Origin of the sequence: Corynebacterium pygosceleis, from assembly GCF_016595275.2 — a bacterium.
GTDB classification, from domain to species: Bacteria; Actinomycetota; Actinomycetes; order Mycobacteriales; family Mycobacteriaceae; genus Corynebacterium; species Corynebacterium pygosceleis.
The window spans coordinates 524,965-543,760 of record NZ_JAENIQ020000002.1 but is presented as its reverse complement, the minus strand read 5'-3'; the positions used below and the strand labels follow the sequence as shown (position 1 = coordinate 543,760).

At 67.8% G+C, this 18,796-nt stretch carries 14 protein-coding genes; 9 read left to right on the top strand and 5 right to left on the bottom strand.

The window, feature by feature from the left end:
- The first annotated feature begins 30 nt into the window (after nucleotides 1-30).
- The 3 genes from lspA to JIM94_RS05690 are packed head-to-tail and all read left to right on the top strand — an operon-like array spanning nucleotide 31 to nucleotide 2,077.
- Nucleotides 31-564: a signal peptidase II gene (gene lspA, locus JIM94_RS05700; protein ID WP_200254410.1), complete on the top strand. Its 534-nt coding sequence runs from the start codon at nucleotides 31-33 to the stop codon at nucleotides 562-564.
- Nucleotides 561-1,490: an RluA family pseudouridine synthase gene (locus JIM94_RS05695; RefSeq protein ID WP_200254408.1), complete on the top strand. Its 930-nt coding sequence runs from the start codon at nucleotides 561-563 to the stop codon at nucleotides 1,488-1,490. The genes lspA and JIM94_RS05695 overlap by 4 nt, the downstream gene beginning before the upstream one ends.
- 14 nt (nucleotides 1,491-1,504) lie before the next feature.
- Nucleotides 1,505-2,077: a hypothetical protein gene (locus tag JIM94_RS05690; RefSeq protein WP_200254406.1), complete on the top strand. Its 573-nt coding sequence runs from the start codon at nucleotides 1,505-1,507 to the stop codon at nucleotides 2,075-2,077.
- Here the strand turns inward: JIM94_RS05690 and rarD are convergent.
- Nucleotides 2,064-2,954, bottom strand: coding sequence for an EamA family transporter RarD (rarD, locus tag JIM94_RS05685; protein ID WP_200254404.1), 891 nt, complete (start codon nucleotides 2,952-2,954; stop codon nucleotides 2,064-2,066). The two genes, JIM94_RS05690 and rarD, sit on opposite strands and share 14 nt — an antisense overlap.
- 136 nt (nucleotides 2,955-3,090) lie before the next feature.
- Here rarD and dnaE point away from each other — a divergent pair, with 136 nt between their 5' ends.
- Nucleotides 3,091-6,648 (top strand): DNA polymerase III subunit alpha, encoded by a 3,558-nt coding sequence (dnaE, locus tag JIM94_RS05680; protein WP_200254402.1) that lies wholly within the window; start codon nucleotides 3,091-3,093, stop codon nucleotides 6,646-6,648.
- Between the two features lie 423 nt (nucleotides 6,649-7,071).
- Here the strand turns inward: dnaE and JIM94_RS05675 are convergent, their stop codons facing one another.
- Nucleotides 7,072-8,877, bottom strand: a complete 1,806-nt coding sequence (locus JIM94_RS05675) for a choice-of-anchor I family protein (RefSeq protein WP_200254400.1) — start codon at nucleotides 8,875-8,877, stop codon at nucleotides 7,072-7,074.
- Nucleotides 8,878-9,041: 164 nt separating this feature from the next.
- Here JIM94_RS05675 and ilvA point away from each other — a divergent pair, with 164 nt between their 5' ends.
- Both ilvA and JIM94_RS05665 read left to right on the top strand, forming a co-directional pair.
- The gene (gene ilvA, locus JIM94_RS05670; RefSeq protein ID WP_200254398.1) at nucleotides 9,042-10,352 is read left to right on the top strand and encodes a threonine ammonia-lyase IlvA; all 1,311 of its coding nucleotides are present in this window, start codon (nucleotides 9,042-9,044) and stop codon (nucleotides 10,350-10,352) included.
- 76 nt (nucleotides 10,353-10,428) lie between these two features.
- The gene (locus JIM94_RS05665; protein ID WP_200254396.1) at nucleotides 10,429-11,919 is read left to right on the top strand and encodes an MFS transporter; all 1,491 of its coding nucleotides are present in this window, start codon (nucleotides 10,429-10,431) and stop codon (nucleotides 11,917-11,919) included.
- Between the two features lie 27 nt (nucleotides 11,920-11,946).
- Here the strand turns inward: JIM94_RS05665 and treZ are convergent, their stop codons facing one another.
- Complete coding sequence (gene treZ / locus JIM94_RS05660; RefSeq protein WP_234039853.1) at nucleotides 11,947-13,665, bottom strand: malto-oligosyltrehalose trehalohydrolase; 1,719 nt, start codon at nucleotides 13,663-13,665, stop codon at nucleotides 11,947-11,949.
- A gap of 46 nt (nucleotides 13,666-13,711) precedes the next feature.
- Here treZ and JIM94_RS05655 point away from each other — a divergent pair, with 46 nt between their 5' ends.
- Genes JIM94_RS05655 through JIM94_RS05645 form a run of 3 tightly spaced genes read left to right on the top strand, consistent with a single transcriptional unit; the run spans nucleotide 13,712 to nucleotide 15,007 of the window.
- Nucleotides 13,712-14,344, top strand: coding sequence for an IMPACT family protein (locus JIM94_RS05655; protein WP_418904443.1), 633 nt, complete (start codon nucleotides 13,712-13,714; stop codon nucleotides 14,342-14,344).
- 28 nt (nucleotides 14,345-14,372) lie between these two features.
- Nucleotides 14,373-14,606 carry a hypothetical protein gene (locus JIM94_RS05650; RefSeq protein ID WP_200254392.1) on the top strand — a complete coding sequence of 78 codons (234 nt, stop codon included), beginning with the start codon at nucleotides 14,373-14,375 and terminating at the stop codon, nucleotides 14,604-14,606.
- A gap of 2 nt (nucleotides 14,607-14,608) precedes the next feature.
- Nucleotides 14,609-15,007 (top strand): RNA-binding S4 domain-containing protein, encoded by a 399-nt coding sequence (locus tag JIM94_RS05645; RefSeq protein WP_200254390.1) that lies wholly within the window; start codon nucleotides 14,609-14,611, stop codon nucleotides 15,005-15,007.
- Nucleotides 15,008-15,213: 206 nt separating this feature from the next.
- Here the strand turns inward: JIM94_RS05645 and JIM94_RS05640 are convergent, their stop codons facing one another.
- Complete coding sequence (locus JIM94_RS05640) at nucleotides 15,214-16,227, bottom strand: GTP pyrophosphokinase (RefSeq protein WP_200254388.1); 1,014 nt, start codon at nucleotides 16,225-16,227, stop codon at nucleotides 15,214-15,216.
- Nucleotides 16,227-18,755 (bottom strand): malto-oligosyltrehalose synthase, encoded by a 2,529-nt coding sequence (gene treY, locus JIM94_RS05635; RefSeq protein ID WP_200254386.1) that lies wholly within the window; start codon nucleotides 18,753-18,755, stop codon nucleotides 16,227-16,229. Before treY ends, JIM94_RS05640 begins: the two co-directional genes overlap by 1 nt.
- Nucleotides 18,756-18,796 lie beyond the last annotated feature (41 nt).

Below are 18,796 nucleotides of genomic sequence, written 5' to 3'. Positions count from 1 at the left end.
AAGTGGGTTTTACGGAGGATTTGGGGGAAGATGGTCACCGTGACTGACAAGGCGAGTGACAAGGTGAGGCGAAACAAGGGGTATCTGGTGTTCACGGTCGTGGTGATCGTCGTCGCCGCCGCCGTTGACCAACTGGGCAAGGCCCTGGTGCTGGCGGGCATGGATCCGGGGGAGGTCGTACCTCTCATCGGTGACTGGTTCCGGTTCCACCTGGTGTTCAACCCCGGGGCGGCGTTCTCCTTCGGCACCTCGTTCACGTGGGTGTTCACCGTAATCCAGCTGATCTTCGTCGTCGGCATCCTCTGGCACGCACCCCGCGTGGACGGTCGACTGGCCGCACTCGGGCTCGCGCTCGTCGCGGGTGGGGCGGCGGGGAACCTCATCGACCGGCTGTTCCGGGAGCCCGGTTTCTTCGTCGGGCATGTCGTCGACTTCATCTCGGTGGGTGACTTCGCGGTGTTCAACATCGCGGACTCCTGCATCACGGTCGGTGTCGCGGTGTTCCTGCTCTCCGCGTTCCTCGACGCCCGCGCCGAGTCCCGGGGCACGGAGGTGGCCGCATGACCCGCCCCTCCCGCCAACTTCCCGTCCCCGACGGCCTGGCCGGGATGCGCGTCGACGCCGGGCTGGCGAAGCTGCTCGGCCTGTCCCGCACCGTGGTCGCCGACCTGGCCGCCGCCGGTGACGTCCTCGTCGGTGGTCGCGCCGTCGGTAAATCCGACCGGCTGACCGCCGGGGACTGGCTCGACGTCACCCTCCCCGAACCCGAGCGCCCCCTGCTGCCCAGGGAGGAACTCGTCGAGGGCATGGACATCCTCTACTCCGACGACGACGTCATCGCCGTGAACAAGCCCGTCGGGGTCGCCGCGCACCCGACCGTCGGCTGGGAGGGGCCGACCGTGGTGGGCGGCCTGGCCGCCGCCGGCTTCCGGATCTCCACCTCGGGTCCCCCGGAACGCAAGGGCATCGTGCAGCGTCTCGACGTCGGTACCTCCGGTGTCATGGTCGTCGCGGCCAGTGAACGCGCCTACACCCATCTCAAGCGCGCGTTCCGGGACCGGACGGTGACCAAGACCTACCACGCTCTCGTGCAGGGGCACCCCGATCCGTCGACGGGCACCATCGAGGCGCCGATCGGCAGGCATCCGTCCGCAGGCTGGCGGTTCTGCGTGCGCAGTGACGGCAAGCACTCGGTGACCCACTACTCGACGATCGAGGCGTTCCGGGAGGCGTCGCTCCTCGACGTCCACCTGGAGACCGGCCGCACCCATCAGATCCGTGTGCACTTCTCCGCGCTGCACCATCCCTGTTGCGGTGATCCGATGTACGGATCCGATCCGAACCTCGGCAGACGGCTCGGCCTCGACCGCCAGTGGCTGCACGCCGTCTCACTCGGTTTCACCCATCCGTCGGACGGCCGGTCCATGGAGATCGTCTCCCCTTACCCCGACGATCTCCAGCACGCACTGGACGTCCTGCGGCAGGCGTGACGGGAGGAGCGGACATGGACGTGGACCGGGTGCGTACCGGTGTCGCCGTCGTCAGTGTCGCCGCACTCGTCGGCGCCGTCGCATGGTTGTCCACCTCTGACCGGGTGGCGAAACCGATGCCCGTCAACGGTGACGTACTCGGTCGGGACCACGGTGAATCCCTGGACGACTACCGGGAGCGGGCTGCCGCGAGTCTCGTGTCGGCCCCGGCCGGGGATGCAGGCTTCGCTCTCGTGACGTTCCGTGACCCGCAGCCCGCGGCGGCGGCTGCGGAGGTCCTGGAGCAGGCGGACATCGGACGGGTCAGTGCGCTCGTGCTGGAGGGGGCGGTCCCGGTGGCGCTCCCGGAACCCACGGGTGACGAGGGGCGGGCGGAGGTCTTCGACCGGACGCTGACCCGCATCGGGAACTCTCTCGGTACCGCGGACGGGCTTTTCGACCCACGGTTGCGGGGTGTGGTCGTCTGGGACGACGGGACCGCGCTGCGGGGACTCGGTACCGTCCCCGAGGTCCTCGCGGTCGAGGTCCTGCCCCCGGACGCCGCGTGGGGACGCATCGGTGTCCAGCCGGTCATCAGACCGGAGTGATTTCCTCCACGGCGGGTTCCCGTCGTCGCCGGGAACGCTGCTGCACGACGAGGTCGCCGAGGTAGATCGCCACCGACACCCAGATGATGCAGAACCCCACCCAGCGGACCGGTGACAGGGTCTCGTCGACGATCAGCACCGCCCACAGCATCTGTATCGACGGCGTCATGTACTGGAGCATTCCGACCGTCGCCAGCGGGATGCGGCTGGCCGCCATTCCGAACAGCAGCAGCGGTACGGCGGTGACGATCCCCGTACTCATCAGCATCAGGGTGTGTCCGGTGCCGTATCCGGTGAAGGTTCCCCCGCCACGGACACCGAGGAACACGAGATACGCGGCGGCGAGGGGGAGGAGGACGAGGGTTTCCCCGGCGAGGGAGGCCGTCGCCGGGACCCCGACCCGCTTCTTCAGCAGGCCGTACGCCCCGAACGTCACCGCGAGCGAGAGACCGAGCAGGGGCGGTTCCCCACCGATGACCGTGAGGATCAGCACCGCGACCACGGCGATCCCCACCGAGATCTTCTGCGCCGGGCGCAGCCGCTCCTTCAGGAAGATCATGCCCATCGCCACACTGACGAGGGGATTGATGAAGTAGCCGAGCGCCGCCTCCGAGACGTGACCGGTGGTGACCGCGATGACGTAGACCAGCCAGTTCAACGCGATGAGAACCGCCGCGGCGGCGATGGTTCCCCAGGTCCGGCGGTCCGCCCGGCGCAGAACCGGGATGCCGCGGGTCACCCCGAGGACGAGGAACATGACGAGCGCGGTCCAGATGATGCGGTGCGCCAGGATCTCCAGCGGCGAGGCCGGTTTGAGCAGCGGGAAGTAGGCCGCGAAGGAACCCCAGAGCAGGTAGGCGAGAACCCCGAATATCATTGGCAACACACTACCCGTGCCCGATGGTGTCCGTCTCCCCGGGCCGTGCCGCCCGGCCGGTCCCGGACACCCGGGTGTCGGGTCCGTGACCTGCGACCTCGCCGGGGTTCAGGTCCGGCGGATAGACTAAGCGGCCATGAGCGGCTCCTCCTTCGTCCACCTGCACAACCACACGGAATACTCCATGCTCGACGGCATGGCCAAGGTGGACCTGCTCGCCGAGGAGGTCGCCCGGCAGAAGATGCCCGCGGTCGGCATGACCGACCACGGCAACATGTTCGGTTCGGACGCGTTCTACCACGCCATGACCGACGCGGGGGTCAAGCCGATCATCGGCATCGAGGCGTACCTCGCCCCCGAATCCCGGTTCAACAAGCAGCGTATCCGCTGGGGTGAACCCCACCAGAAGTCCGACGACGTCTCGGCCTCCGGCGCGTACCTGCACCAGACGATGATCGCCGAGAACGCCACCGGGCTGCGCAACCTCTTCTACCTGTCCTCGATGGCCTCCTATGAGGGGCAGCTCGGCAAGTGGCCCCGCATGGACGCGGATCTCATCGCGGAGAACGCCACCGGAATCATCGCCACCACGGGGTGTCCGTCCGGTGACGTCCAGACCCGTCTGCGCCTGGGGCAGTTCGACCAGGCGCTCGAGGCGGCCGCGATGTGGCAGGACATCTACGGCAGGGACAACTACTTCCTCGAGCTGATGGACCACGGGATCGACATCGAGACCCGGGTGCGCAGCGAGCTGCTGGAGATCGGCAAGCGCCTGGATCTGCCGCCGCTGGTGACGAACGACTGCCACTACGTCGTCAAGGACCAGGCCAAGGCCCACGAGGCCATGCTCTGCGTGCAGACCGGCAAGACCCTGCACGACGAGGACCGGTTCAAGTTCGGCGGTGACGGCTACTACATCAAGTCCGCCGCGGAGATGCGCTCCATGTGGGACAGCACCGTCCCGGGGGCCTGCGACAACACCCTGCTCATCGCGGAGCGGGTGCAGGACTACAGCGAACTGTGGACACCGCACACCCATGACCGCATGCCCATCGCCACGGTCCCAGACGGACACACCCCCACCTCCTGGCTCACCCACGAGGTGATGGAGGGGCTGAAGGAACGGTTCAACGGGGGACAGGTGCCGCAGGTGTACCTCGACCGCGCGACCTACGAGATCGAGGTCATCGACGGCAAGGGGTACCCGTCCTACTTCCTCATCGTCGCCGAGCTGATCAAGTACGCCCGTTCCGTCGGGATCCGGGTCGGCCCGGGCCGTGGCTCCGCGGCCGGTTCGCTCGTCGCCTACGCCCTGACGATCACCAACATCGACCCCATCGAGCACGACCTGCTCTTCGAGAGATTCCTCAACCCGGAACGGCCCTCCGCCCCCGACATCGACATCGACTTCGACGACCGCCGTCGTGGTGAGATGATCCGCTACGCGGCGGACAAGTGGGGCGAGGACAAGGTGGCCCAGGTCATCACCTTCGGAACCGTGAAGACGAAGCAGGCGCTGAAGGACTCCGCCCGCGTGCAGTTCGGCCAGCCCGGCTACCAGATCGCCGACCGCATCACCAAAGCCCTGCCGCCCGCCCAGCAGGCCAAGGACATCCCGCTGTCCGGCATCACGGATCCGTCGCACGAGCGCTACGGGGAGGCGCAGGAGGTGCGCACCCTCATCGAGAACGACCCCGACGTGCGCGCCATCTACGACACCGCCCGCGGTCTCGAGGGGGTCATCCGGCAGGCGGGCGTCCACGCCTGCGCCGTGATCATGGCGAGCGTCCCGCTGCTCGACTGCATCCCGATGTGGAAACGCGCCCAGGACGGCGCGATCATCACCGGCTGGCCCTACCCCTCCTGCGAGGCCATCGGCCTGCTGAAGATGGACTTCCTCGGTCTGCGCAACCTCACCGTCATCGGCGACTGCATCGACAACATCAGGACCAACCGGGGTGTCGACATCGACCTCGAGGCACTGACCACGGACGACGAGGAGACCTACAGGCTGCTCGCCCGCGGTGACACCCTCGGGGTGTTCCAGCTCGACTCCGGCGGCATGCGTGAACTGCTCAAACGCATGGAGCCCACCGGCTTCGACGACATCGTCGCCGCCCTCGCGCTCTACCGCCCGGGCCCGATGGGGATGAACGCGCACTGGGACTACGCCGACCGGAAGAACGGCCGCCAGCCGATCACGCCGATCCACCCGGAGCTGGAGGAACCGCTCAGGGAGATCCTGGAGGACACCTACGGTCTGATCGTCTACCAGGAGCAGATCATGCGTATCTCCCAGAAACTCGCGAACTACACCGCCGGCCAGGCCGACGGATTCCGGAAGGCCATGGGCAAGAAGAAGCCCGAGGTGCTCGCCAAGGAATTCGTGAACTTCCAGGCCGGGATGCGGTCCAACGGCTACTCGGACGAGGCGATCAAGAAGCTCTGGGACACCATCGAACCGTTCGCCGCGTACGCGTTCAACAAGTCGCACGCCGCCGGTTACGGACTGGTCAGTTTCTGGACCGGCTACCTCAAGGCGAACTACACCGCCGAGTACATGGCGGCCCTGCTGACGTCCGTCGCGGACAACAAGGACAAGTCCGCGATCTACCTCTCCGACTGCCGGCACCTGGGGATCCGCGTGCTGTCCCCGGACGTCAACGAGTCCCAGCTGACCTTCCAGTCCGTGGGCGATGACATCCGTTTCGGTCTCGGCGCGGTCCGTAACGTCGGCGCCGACGTCGTCGAATCCATCGTGAAGACACGCAGGGAGAAGGGCACGTTCGCGAACTTCTCCGACTACCTCGACAAGATCGACACCGGGCCGTGTTCCAAGCGCGTCACCGAATCCCTCATCAAGGCGGGAGCCTTCGATTCCCTGGGGCACCCCCGCAAGGGGCTCATGCTGATCCACGAGGAGGCAGTGGATTCCGTCATCACCACGAAGAAAGCGGCGGACAAGGGGCAGTTCGATCTCTTCGCCGGTCTCGGAGCCGAGGACGAGACTCTCGCCAACGCCTTCGCCGTGCAGGTTCCGGACGAGAAGTGGGACCGCAAGCACGAACTCGCCCTCGAACGCGAGATGCTCGGTCTCTACGTCTCCGGGCACCCGCTCGACGGGTTCGAGCAGGCCCTGGCCGCACAGACCGACACCCCGATCACGACGATCCTCGCCGGGGAACTGAAGAACAAGGCCGAGGTCAAGATCGGCGGGATCATCTCCGCCGTCGACCGGCGCTTCTCCAAGAAGGACGGTTCCCCGTGGGCGATCGTCACCGTGGAGGACCACAACGGCGCCTCCGTGGAGCTGCTCGTCTTCAACAAGGTCTACGCCCTGGTCGCGCCCCAGATCGTGGAGGACAACATCATCCTCGCCAAGGCCCACATCTCGATCAGGGACGACCGCACGAGCCTGTTCTGCGACGACCTGAAGACCCCGGACCTCGGGCCGGGCAACGGCGCCGGGCTTCCCCTGCGGCTCACGCTCCGCACCGATCAGTGCACCATGCCCACCATCGCGAAGCTCAAGCAGGTGCTCATGGCGAACAAGGGCGACTCGGACGTGTACCTGAACCTGGTCGACGGCGATGAATCGACGGTGATGATCCTCGGGGAGCATCTACGGGTCAACCGCGACGGAAATCTGATGGGTGATCTGAAGGCCACCATGGGTCCGGGGATCTTGGGCTAGCCGGCGATGGTCCGTGGGGCGCCGGTTGTCGATGCAGATCCGGCGGAGCGATGACCGCTGCCGGTGTCGCGCTCTGAACCCACCCAGCGCCGGTGTACCGGACGCGGTGACGGTCCCCGGGGTGCGCGGGCCTGCTGTCGGCGTTCTGGTACCGGGTGCCCCGTGGCTGAGCTCCGGGGAGCAGGACGACAAGACCCGTTATCGGGCGCGCAGGGCCCAGGGAGGCGGGTACTCCGCGGTCGTCATGCCGGTGCAGCTGGTCCGGGCCGGACCGGACGGGAAGATGGACGCGACCACGGCCCCGATGTGCGTCGTGTCGCACAGGAAGCCTTGCGCGGCATCGACCGTCGTCGGATCGGTTCCAGCCCCGGTTTTCCACCGGACCGGATAGTCCCCGGCTGTCCGCCGACGCCTCCCCGCCCTCTAGTGCTGGCGCGGGAGCAGGTGCTGGAGCGCGGCGTGCAGGTGACCGCCCAGGGCCGGGACGGCCCCGAACACCAGGCCGAGGATCACGAGGATCGCGCCGATGATCCCGCCGCCGGACGAACCGTGGGAGGAACCTCCGGGTACGGGGAGCTGCTCTCCGTTGTCGTTCCCGTTGTCTCCGCCGTCCTCACCGTCGGTCCCGGTCGTGATCTCCCAGATCGTCGTGGTCCCCGACACCTCGTTGGCCACGGCCAGCAGGTTCCGACCGTTGGGTGACTCGGCCGCCGGGATGAACTCCAGTCCCTCGGGGCCGATGTCGCCCGCGGCCGGGCTGTCGGCCGGCTGGCCGAGGTCGCGGTTGTTCACGTAGGTGACGAATGCGGGGGAGCGGGGGTCGGTGACGTCGTAGACCATGATCCCGCCGGCACGCTCCAGTCCGATGAAGGCGTACGTGTTTCCGCCGATCTCGCCGAGTGTGACGCCCTCCGGCTCCGTGCCCTTGTTGTCCGAGCGGCCGTCGATGTCGGCGGCGAGCTCCGGGAACTGCGCGACGGTACGGAGGAAATCGTCACCTGAGTTGTGGACGCGCGTCCCGTCGGCGGTGAAGATGCTGAACCCGCGACCGCCGAAGGCGAACAGTTCGTCGTGGCAGGATCCCTCCGGGTCGTACCCCATGGTCGTGGTCACGGTGAGACGTCCGAGCCGCTTCTTCTTCTGCAGCTTGTCGATCGCGTCGGTGTCGAGACCCTCGAATCCGGGGCAGAGGGTGAGGTCACCGACCCTGGCCTCCTCGAAATCGCGGGCGTCCCCCTCGTTCGCGGTGACGATGTACGGTGCTCCGGCCACCTCGTAGGAGGCGATCGCGTCGGGCTGGAGGAGTCCCTTCACCGGCCAGTTGCCGAGCTTCAGTTCGTCGTCCCTGTCGGAGACGTCGGTGGGCACCTCGCGGAAGTCGACGGTGCCGAGCGGAAGCAGTTCGGTGACGGTCGCGGACGGGATGTCGACCACCGCGAGCGCGTTGTTCTCCTGCAGGCTGACCCAGGCCGTGTCACCGTGGGTGGTGATGTACTCGGGTTCGAGATTCTGCGCGACGGTGCCCGTGACACCCTCCGGGTTGAACACCCGGACGCCCGCCGGGAGGTTCTCCTCCGTGAATGCGGTGAAGTCAGCGGTCCGGACATCGGCGTCGGTGGCCGCCGCGAGTCCGTCCGGCAGTGCGATGACGCTGACACTGCCCTCGGGATCGATGGTGTGGTCCTTGTTCGGTTCGCCCTCGTTGGCGACGAGGGCGTGGCGGCCGTCAGCGGTGATGGTCACCATGTCGGGCAGTGCACCGACGCCGACGGAGCCGAGGATCGCTCCGTCGCCGGCGGCATCGAAGAAGACGACGGTGCCCGGATCCGTCGCGGTCGAGGGCTCGACCGCGGCGACGGCCAGACCGTCCGCGCGGACGGCGACGGAGTTGATGGTGACATCCGCCCCGGCGCCGACGGAGAACAGCTTGACGGGGTTCGTCGGGTCGGCGAGATCGATGACGTCGATGGCCCCGGCGTGGGCGTTGACGGTGAGCAGGCGTTTGCTCGCCGCGTGGAAGGCGGTGATCTCGGCGGCTGATTCGCCGATCAGGCCGCTCTCGTACGTTCCCAGGGGTGCCAGGGACAGCGCGGCGCCGGGTGCCCGGGTGACGATCTGATTCTCGACGATCACCGCGCCGGAAGGGGGCGTCGCCAGGAATGCGGCGGTGAGTGCGGTGGTCGTGCACAGTGCGAGTGCACCGCGGTGGTTCAGTGTGCGTCGGGACACGGCGTATCTCCTGGGCCGGGGTCGGGTTTTCACCACTTTTACGGGGGCGTGGTGCACGGAAGGTGACGGTGCGGACAACAGGGGCTGAAAAATGTGTGACGCGTTCCGGTGGCCCGGGACCCGAAGGAACGGAGAAGGTGTGCGGTGCACTACAATTGACGGCCATGACCGATCACCGCACAGACACCGTCTCATCCGACTCCGCAGCGACGGCGGTCACGCCGATTCATGCGGCGGACATTCAGATGGCGCAGGCGCGGATCTCCACGGTGATCGCCCCGACACCGCTCCAGTACTGTCCCCGGTTGAGCGAGGAAACCGGGGCCGAGGTGTACCTCAAGCGGGAGGACCTGCAGGATGTCCGCTCGTACAAGATCCGGGGGGCCTACAACAACGTGGCCCAGCTCAGTGCCGAGCAGCGGGCCGCCGGGATCGTCGCCGCGTCGGCGGGCAATCACGCACAGGGGGTGGCCTACGTGTGCCGCACCCTCGGCATCGACGGCCGGATCTTCGTCCCGGACCAGACCCCGAAGCAGAAGCTCGACCGGATCCGGGTCCACGGTGGGGACCGCGTCGAGGTCGTCGTGACCGGCCGCAACTTCGACGAGGCCTCCGCCGCCGCCCGTGCGGCGGCGGAGGAGACCGGGGCGACCGTCGTGGAGCCCTTCGACGCCCGGGACACCATCATCGGTCAGGGAACCGTGGCCGCGGAGATCCTCTCCCAGCTCACGTCCCTGGGCAAGACCGCCGACACCATCTTCATCCCCGTCGGTGGGGGTGGGCTCATCGCGGGTGTGACCAGCTATCTCGCGGACATGGCACCGCGCACCGCCGTGGTCGGTGTCGAACCGGCAGGTGCCGCGTCCATGCAGGCGGCACTCGCGGCCGACGGCCCGGTGGCCCTGGAGACCATCGACCCCTTCGTCGACGGCGCGGCGGTCAAGCGGGTCGGTGACCTGAACTACCGGGTGATCGACCGGAACCGGTCCCGGGTGCACATGATGAGCGTCAGTGAGGGGGCCGTGTGCACGGAGATGCTCGGTCTCTACCAGAACGAGGGGATCGTCGCGGAACCCGCCGGCGCGCTCTCCGTGGCGGGTCTCGGGGAGTTCCGGAACCGTAGAGGGGAGGTCGTGGTCTGCATCATCTCCGGTGGCAACAACGATGTGCTGCGGTACAACGAGATCGTGGAACGCTCCCTCGTGCACCGCGGGCTCAAGCACTACTTCCTCGTCGACTTTCCGCAGGAACCGGGCCAGCTGCGCATGTTCCTCGAGGAGATCCTGGGGCCGGACGACGACATCACCCTGTTCGAGTACCTGAAGCGCAACAACCGGGAGACCGGTACCGCGCTGGTCGGTCTCCAGCTCGGTGCCGCCACGGATCTCGACCCGCTGCTCGAGCGCATGGCGCAGTCCCGGATCGGGTGCCGTCAGCTGCAGCCCGGGACCCCGGAGTACCACTTCCTGACGTAGCACTTCACCGGCTTGTCGGGGTCGGAAACGATCGTGTTATCTGATGGCAACATCCGTACCGACCCCGGAAGAACCCGTGACTGATACCGTTCAGGCCCACCCACGCCGCTGGTGGGGGCTCACCGTCCTCTGTTTCGCCATCGCGATTCTGGCCATCGACACCACCGTGCTCAACTTCGCCGTACCGGCGATCGCCGCGGACCTCGATCCGTCCGCGACGCAGCTGCTGTGGATCATCGACGTCTACGCCTTCGTTCTCGCCGCGCTCCTCATCACGATGGGGACGCTCGGCGACCGGGTCGGGCGCCGGAAGGTGCTGCTCATCGGGGCGGCACTGTTCGGCGTGGCCTCGGTGCTCGCCGCCACCGCCCAGAACCCCGAATGGTTGATCGTAGGGAGGGCGCTCCAGGGAGCTGCCGGGGCGACGCTGATGCCGTCGACGCTGTCGCTCATCCGGTCGATGTTCACCGACGCCCGGGAACGGGCACGTGCGGTGTCGGTGTGGGTGTCGGTGTACGCCGTGGGTGCCGCCGTCGGCCCCGTGTTGGGCGGCTACCTGCTCGGGCACTTCCACTGGGGGTCCGTGTTCCTCATCAACGTGCCCCTCGTCGCGGTCATCATCATCGGCGGACTGGTGACACTCCCGGCGTCCGCGGGCAAGAGCGGCGCGGCCTTCGACGGCCCCGGTGCCGTGCTGAGCATTCTCGCGCTGTTCACCCTCGTCTACGTGGTGAAGGTCGTGCCCGTCGAGGGGATCGACGTCCGGGTCATCGCGTGTGCGGTGGTGTGCGTCGTCTCCGCACGGCTGCTGGTCCGGCACCTCCGGCGCACGGAGACACCGCTGATCGACGTCGAACTGCTGCGCAACCGCGTCTACGCGACGGTCGTCGTCATCAACGGGGTGTCGATGTTCCTCTACATCGGTGTCCTTTTCTACCTCTCCCAGTACCTGCAGACCGTGCTCGGATACACCCCGCTCGCCGCCGGCCTGCTCATGTTCCCCGGGCTCATCGCCTCGGTCGTCGCGACGCTGATCACCGGCCGGCTCATGGTGCGGATCCCGCCCCGCCCGCTGCTCGTCGCCGCGCTGATCCTCGCCGCCGTGGCGAGTGTCATCTTCGCCGCCGACGCCCTCGGCATGGGTGAGCACCTCGGTGGGTCGGGCCTGTGGCTCGCCGTCGGATTCACGGTCCTCGGCGTCGGCTGCGGCATGATCGACCCCGTCAGCAACGACTACATCCTCACCGCCGCGCCCCCCAGGCGCGCCGGTGCAGCCGCCTCACTGTCCGAGACCGGCTACGAACTCGGCGGGGCGTTCGGTACCGCGGGGCTCGGCGCGACGGTGATGGGTGTGTTCGGCCACCGGCTGGCCGCGACGACCGATCTCCCCGAGGGAGCCGGGGACTCCCTCGTGCGTGCCCACCAGCTGGCGGGCGGGGACGCCGACCTGATCGCAGCGGCGGACCTGGCGTTCCGGCACGGGGTCGTAGCCGCCAGCGTCGTGGCCGCGCTCGTGGCGCTCCTGACCGTCATCGTGGCGAACCGGACCCTGCGCACCCGGGACTGAACGGCACCCGGGCGTGCGGCCCGGGTGTCAGCGCCGGATCAGCGCGAAGCCCCAGGGGTCCAGCGTCGTGGTGTCCGCACCGACCTCGGGTTCCGTGAACGAGTAGATCAGCTCGCCACCGAAATCGACCCTGACGGGCTCGTCGGAGTAGTTGCCGACGAACACCACGTCGCCCCGGTCCACCGCCACCCACCGCTCACCGTGGGTGACGTCGATGTCGTACAGCCACGGACGCGCGAGACGCTGTTCCCGGCGCAACCGGAGCAGCGTGCGGTAGGCGTCGAGAATGTCCCGCTGCCCGTCGGTGAAGTCCCAGTCCAGCTTCGAGGCCTCGAACGTGGCGGGATCGGAGGGCTCCGGGATCTCCTGCTCATCCCAGCCCCAGCGGGTGAACTCCCGTTTCCGGCCCTCACCGGTGAGCCGGTTCAGCTCATCGTCGGTGTGGGAGCAGAAGAACGCGAACGGCGTCGTCGCCCCGAACTCCTCACCCATGAACAGCATCGGGGTGTACGGCGAGGTGAGGATCGTCGCCGCCTTGAGCACCTGCTGGGCGGGGGAGAGATGCATGCTCGGTCGGTCGCCGGTCGCCCGGTTGCCCACCTGGTCGTGCGTGGTGGTGTAGGTGACGAAGCTGCTGGCCGGAGTGAACTCCCGGTTCACGGGGCGACCGTGCCGCTTGCCGCGGAACGTCGACATCGTCCCGTCGTGGAGGAACACCTCCCGCAGCGTCTTCGCCAGAACCTCCGTGGTACCGAAGTCCGCGTAGTAGGCGTGCCGTTCCCCGGAGACGAGGGTGTGCAGCGCGTGGTGGATGTCGTCGTCCCACTGGCCGGCGATACCGTAGCCGCCGGCCTGGCGCGCGGATACCAGACGGGGGTCGTTCTGGTCCGACTCGGCGATGAGGCTGCGCGGGATCCCCGTCGCGGCGGAGACCTCGGTGGCCATGATCTGCAGTTCCTCCAGCAGGTGCAGCGCACCGGGATCGTGGTAGGCCTGCACCGCGTCGAGGCGCAGGCCGTCGACGTGGAAGTCCTCGAACCACGCGCGCGCGGCGTCGATGACGTACCGGCGCACCTCGTTGCTGTCGGGGCCGTTGAGGTTGACCACATCCCCCCAACCGGTGGAGCCACCGGCGGTGTAGGGGCCGAAGAAACCGTTGTAGTTTCCGTCCGGGCCGAAGTGGTTGTAGACGACGTCGAGGATGACGGCGACGCCACGGGCGTGGGCGGCGTCAACGAGCCTGCGCAGGCCGTCCGGGCCACCGTATCCGGCGTGCACCGCGTGCCAGAGCACCCCGTCGTAGCCCCAGTTGCGGTCGCCGCCGAAGGGCTGCACCGGCATGAGCTCGATGGTGGTCACACCCAGATCGACGAGATGGTCCAGCCTGTCGATGACACCGGCGAAATCACCGGAGGGGGAGAAGGTGCCCACGTGGAGTTCGTAGATCACCTGGCCGGGGAGATCACGACCGGTCCACGAGTCATCGGACCAGCTGTGGTCGTCGTCCGGGACCCGGGACAGTCCGTGGACACCGTCCGGTTGTTCCCGTGAACGCGGGTCCGGCCACGGGCCGACCCACCCGCCGTCCTTCCGGACACGGTATCCGTAGCGCATCCCGGGTTCCGGTGACAACGGTGTCTCCGGAGCCCACCAACCGTCATCGGCCCGCCTCATGGTGTGGGTGGTGTCATCGACGATGAGCTGGAGGTCGTCGGCGTGGGGTGCCCAGACTGAGAAGTTTCGCATGCACCCCAGGCTAGGCGAGTCCGCCGTATCCGGCACAATGGTGTGCATGTACCGTCGCCCCGCCCCAGATGTGGTCACCACCACCGAACTCGAGATCAGACGGTCCCGGTTCATCACCCTGGTCACCAGGGCCGTGGACGAGGAGGCGGCGCGGGCGTTCATCGCCGAGGTCCGTGGCGCCTACCCGGACGCCCGTCACCACTGCAGCGCCTACATCCACCACGTGGACGGCGCGAACCCGGTCGAACGGTCCAGTGACGACGGGGAACCGTCGGGTACCGCCGGTGCACCGATGCTGGAGGTGCTGCGGGGATCGGGTCTGCTCGACGTCGCGGTGGTCGTCGTCCGCTATTTCGGCGGCGTGAAGCTGGGGACCGGAGGGCTGGTGCGCGCCTACTCGGACGCGGTGTCCGGGGCATTGGACCGGGTACCGGTCGTGACCCGGGCGCGCCGGGAGCTGTACGCGGTCACCGTCGGGCACGCCGACGCCGGCCGTCTGGAGTCGGAGCTGCGCAACCGGGGGATCGACGTGACCGGAACCGACTACGGGGTTCGGGCGACGATCCGTGTGGCGGTCGCCCCCGGTGACGGGGATGCACTGGGCGGGACACTGGCGGCCGTGACGCAGGGGACCGTGGAACCGGAGCGGCTCGGTGTCGAGTGGATCGAACTGCCCTGATCGGCCCGCCCGGATAGACTTGTTCCCCATGAGCATCGAAAAATATCCCAGGAACCCGATCGAGCAGCGGAAGCAGGCGGTCCGTAGACACGCCCGGGCGGGGGTGGTGTGTGTCGGCGGCGGTGTCGTCGGTGGCGTCGTGCTGGCGCTCGTCGCGTCGAGCTGGTTCTGGTTGATCCTGGGCCTCGTCATCGCGGTCGCCGGAGGCGTGTACAACTGGCGACGTATCCAGGCGATCACCGGTCACCGGGACGACTACTGACGATGGCCGGTGACACACAGTTCACGGAGGAGACGGGTCCGGTCCGCGTCGACGCGTGGGTGTGGGCCGTCAGACTGCTGAAAACCCGCCAGGCAGCCGGTCAGGCGTGCAAGGCGGGTCATGTCAAGGTCAACGGTGGGGCGGTGAAGCCCGCCCAGCAGATCGTGCCCGGTGATCGCGTCCGGGTGTGGGTGAACCACCGGTTGCACGAGGTGGAGGTGACCCGCACCATCCGGAAAAGGGTCGGTGCCGCGATCGCGAGGACCTGCTACATCGACCATTCGCCGCCGCCACCCCCGAAGGAGATACTCGCGTCGGTACCGAGACGGGACCGTGGGGCGGGGCGTCCGACCAAACGGGAACGGCGGGAGACAGACCGGTTGCTCGGTCGGTCACCCTGATCACCTCACACCGAAGGTCACATGCCGGAGCCCGCGGGCGGGAAGTTGACGCCGAATCCGCGGAAGAAGTCCGCGACGGAGAGCGCCCACACGTGGACGGCGTCGGCGAGGTCGGGGAAATTCTGGATGGAACTCATGGTCTTCATCTACTCCTTGTATCCGATGCCGCAGGGTTCTGCGGTGTCGTCGTGGCAGTGGGTGCCGGGTCAGCCGATGATGTGATCAGCTTCCATTACCTTAAGCCGTTGTCTGAGTCGTGCGGCCCGGCTCGCCGCACGGTTGCCCGTCTTTTTTGTTCTCGCGATGTGATCCCCGCCGAAACGGCGCAGAAGCAGATCATCGATGATCCGCACCTGGCCGGGGGTGAACCGGTACCGCATGGACCGCTGCACCGCGTCGATGTCGGAGTCGTCCAGGAGACGTTTCAGTTCCCCGACCGTGGTGATGCCGTTCGCCGCGAGGATCTCCTCCAACCATACGTAGTACTCCGACTTGGACCGGGGGAATCTGTTGCCGACCAGCACCGCGAGCACCCCGGGGAGAGTTTCCGCGGACAGCTCGACATCACCCGCCTCACCCGGGGCATCTCCCTGGATCGAGGCGATCATGTCGAACTGCTGGTCGGCGAGCTCGATCAGCCCGGCGGTCAGGGTGAACGCCCTGTCTACCCGGGGGTCCAGGGTCTTCCCGCCGCCCTTGTACCGGATGTCATGCTCGAATTCCGCCCACGCGTGCTGCAGCACGGTACGGACCTGAACCTCGAACCGCAGCCCCGTGTACGCGTTCAGCTCAGCGGCGGCGTCACTGGTGCCCTCGACCCCGACGATCAGGTGGTGCGAACCGTAACCGAAGGATCCGGACACGCGGGTCTCGGCGGTCTTGTCCACCGACCGGTGGACGGTGAACGCCTCCCGAAGCACGCTGATCACCTGGGGGATCTCCGTGGAGTGGTACACCGTCACCCGGACACCGAGAACATCGTGGATGTCGGCCCACGGATCGGGGTACACCGGTTTTCCGGTGTCGTCCGTCTTGTAGGCCTTTGCCTTCAGGGAACGCCACTCCTTGACGCGTACGGACACCCGGTCATAGGTCACACCGGCTTCGGCGAGCAGTTCCTCGATGACATCCCGGAACTCCGTCGCCGCGTGCGGATGCAGACGGACCCACTCCGCGTACCGCTGGCCGAGCGCCGAGATCCGTCTGTTCTGCTCACCCATCAGCTCTCCCCGTCCACCCGGACGAGCAGTGCCGCGGGAAGGAGCGCGAAGAGGTCAGCGGCCTCCTGCGCCCCGGAGAATGTCCTGCCCGTCAGGCGGTCCTTCCAGACCCCCTCCGGGAGACTGATCGTGGTGTGCCGCCACCCTCCGGACGCCGCCAGGCGGAGGGGACGACGGACGGCGAGGGCGATCACGTGCACGTCCCGTTGTTCCGGACCACGTGCGATGCCGACGACGTGGGACTCCGCCGGCCCCACCGCGAACACCGCCTGATAGTCGCCCCCGACGAAGGAGGCGGGTTCCTCACGCCGTACCTTCAGCGCCGCGTGGACGACGGCCTGTTTCGCCATGTCCGCCCGGACCCGCAGATGCGGGTACGTCTCTCCGGCCTCCTCCGGGGTGATCTCGAGATCGTCTCCGGCGACGTGTGCGGGGACCGCGACACCGGCGGCGACCGCCGACTCACAGACCGCGGCGACGGGGTCCGGTGCGGTCGACAGCAGTGAGAGCGTCTGACTCCGTGCCGTGTAGTCGACGAAACGTCGGTTGTCCGGGTCGACCAGTGAATCATCGAGGAACTCGGTGCCCTGGTACACGTCCGGGATGCCCGGACCGATCAGTTGCAGCAGCTTCCTGCCGAGGGTGATCTGCACCGCGGCGGCAGCGATCGGCCCGACGTATGCCGCGATACGTTCGGTGGCGGGGCCGGAGCAGAGCGCGTCGATCCAGTCCGACACGGACTGCTCGAAGCCCTCGTCCACATCCGTCCAGGTGGTGTGGACACCGGCCTCGCGGACGGCCTTGGTGGCGTAGGCGTGGAAACGCTCCCGCACCGCATCCGTCATCTCCCCGTCCGCGGGCCACACCCCGATGAGGTTCTGCAGCAGGAAGTGCCCGGTGGCACCGTCCGGCGGGGGAGTGATCGCCGTGACCTCACGGACCATCTCCGCGAATTCGCCGGGGGCATCGGTGACCTCGATGATCCGGGCCCGGACGTCCTCTCCGCGCTTCGTGTCGTGGGTGGACAGGGTCGTCATGGTCCGGGGCCACAGCACGCTGCGTTCCTGCTGGAGCAGGTGGAACTCGGCGGGACCGACACCGAAACGTCCCGGTGCCCCACCGACCTCCTGGAGTGCGACGAGACGGCAGGCCCGGTAGAACGTCGTGTCCTCCACCCCCTTGGCCATCACGGCGCCGCACACCTGGGCGAAACGGACCGCGGCCTCACCGTCGGCGAGGAGGCCCGCGGTGATGAGGTCGAGGGCGTCACGCCTCGAGGGGAACCGACGGGTCATCTCCGCCACGACGGAGGCGGTGACACGGGACAGGGAGATGTAGTCGGCCCGGTAGACGGGCATGGCGGCGACGAGTTCGATGATCGTGTCCGTCAGCATCCGTTCGCTGACCCCGTCGCCGGCCGTGGAGAAGTTGTCGCGCCGCACGGCCCGGGCGAGACGGCGGACCTCGGCGGCGAGTTCATCGGCGGCGACGGAGCGTTTCAGGGCCTGCTCGGTGGCGGTGACCGCGGCCTCGTCCCAGGCGGACCCCGACTGCTGCATGGCGAGCATCGACAGTGCGTCCTCGGCCTCACGGGAGATGAAGACACCGTCGAGTTCCCGCAGTGCGTCGTAGCCGGTCGTGCCGTCGACCGCGAGACGCGGATCGAGGGGCTCGTCGACACCGAGGATCTTCTCGACGACGAGCCACCGGTCGTCGCCGATGAGGGCGCGGAGCCGGCCGAGGTAGGAGAAGGGGTCGGACAGGCCGTCCGGGTGGTCCACACGGACCCCGTCGATGAGATCCTCGGCGATCAGACGGGACAGCACCCGGTGGGTGTGCTCGAACACCACCGGATCCTCCTGGCGGACACCGGCCAACCCGTTGACGGAGAAGAAACGGCGGTAGCCGATGATGCCGGACTTCCAGTACATCAGCCGGTAGCTCTGGGCGTCATGGACGGCTGCCGGGTCGCCGGCGTCCCCGGTACCGGGACGCACGGGGAACACGTTGTCGTAGTAGCGCAGGACGGTCTCGCCGTCGACCTCGTCCAGGGTGAGTTTGTCCTCGTCACCCTCCGCGCCGAGAACCGGCAGACCGAGCTTCCCGCCGGCCCCGTTGTCGTCGTGCCAGTCGATGTCGAAGTAGCTCTCGTACTCACTGTCCCGACCGAGTTTCAGAACATCCCACCACCAGGGGTTCTCGCGCGGATCGTCGACCCCCAGATGATTCGGGACGATGTCGATGATGATTCCGAGACCGTGTCCGCGGGCGGTGTCCGCGAGGCTCCGCAGCCCGGCGATACCGCCGAACGCCGGATTGATCTCGGTCGGATCGGTGACGTCATAGGAGTGCGTCGAATGCGCGGGGGCGGTGAGGATGGGGGACAGGTAGAGGTGGCTGACGCCCAGTTCCGCGAGATAGGGAACCACCGCTTCTGCCTCGGCGAAACCGAACGCCCGGCCGGACGGATCGGCCTCGGGCCCACGCAGCTGCAGTCGGTAGGTGGCGGTGATGGGACGGCGGGTCATGATTCTCCTGGGTTGGTCACTGTTCACGGGCACAGGTCCAT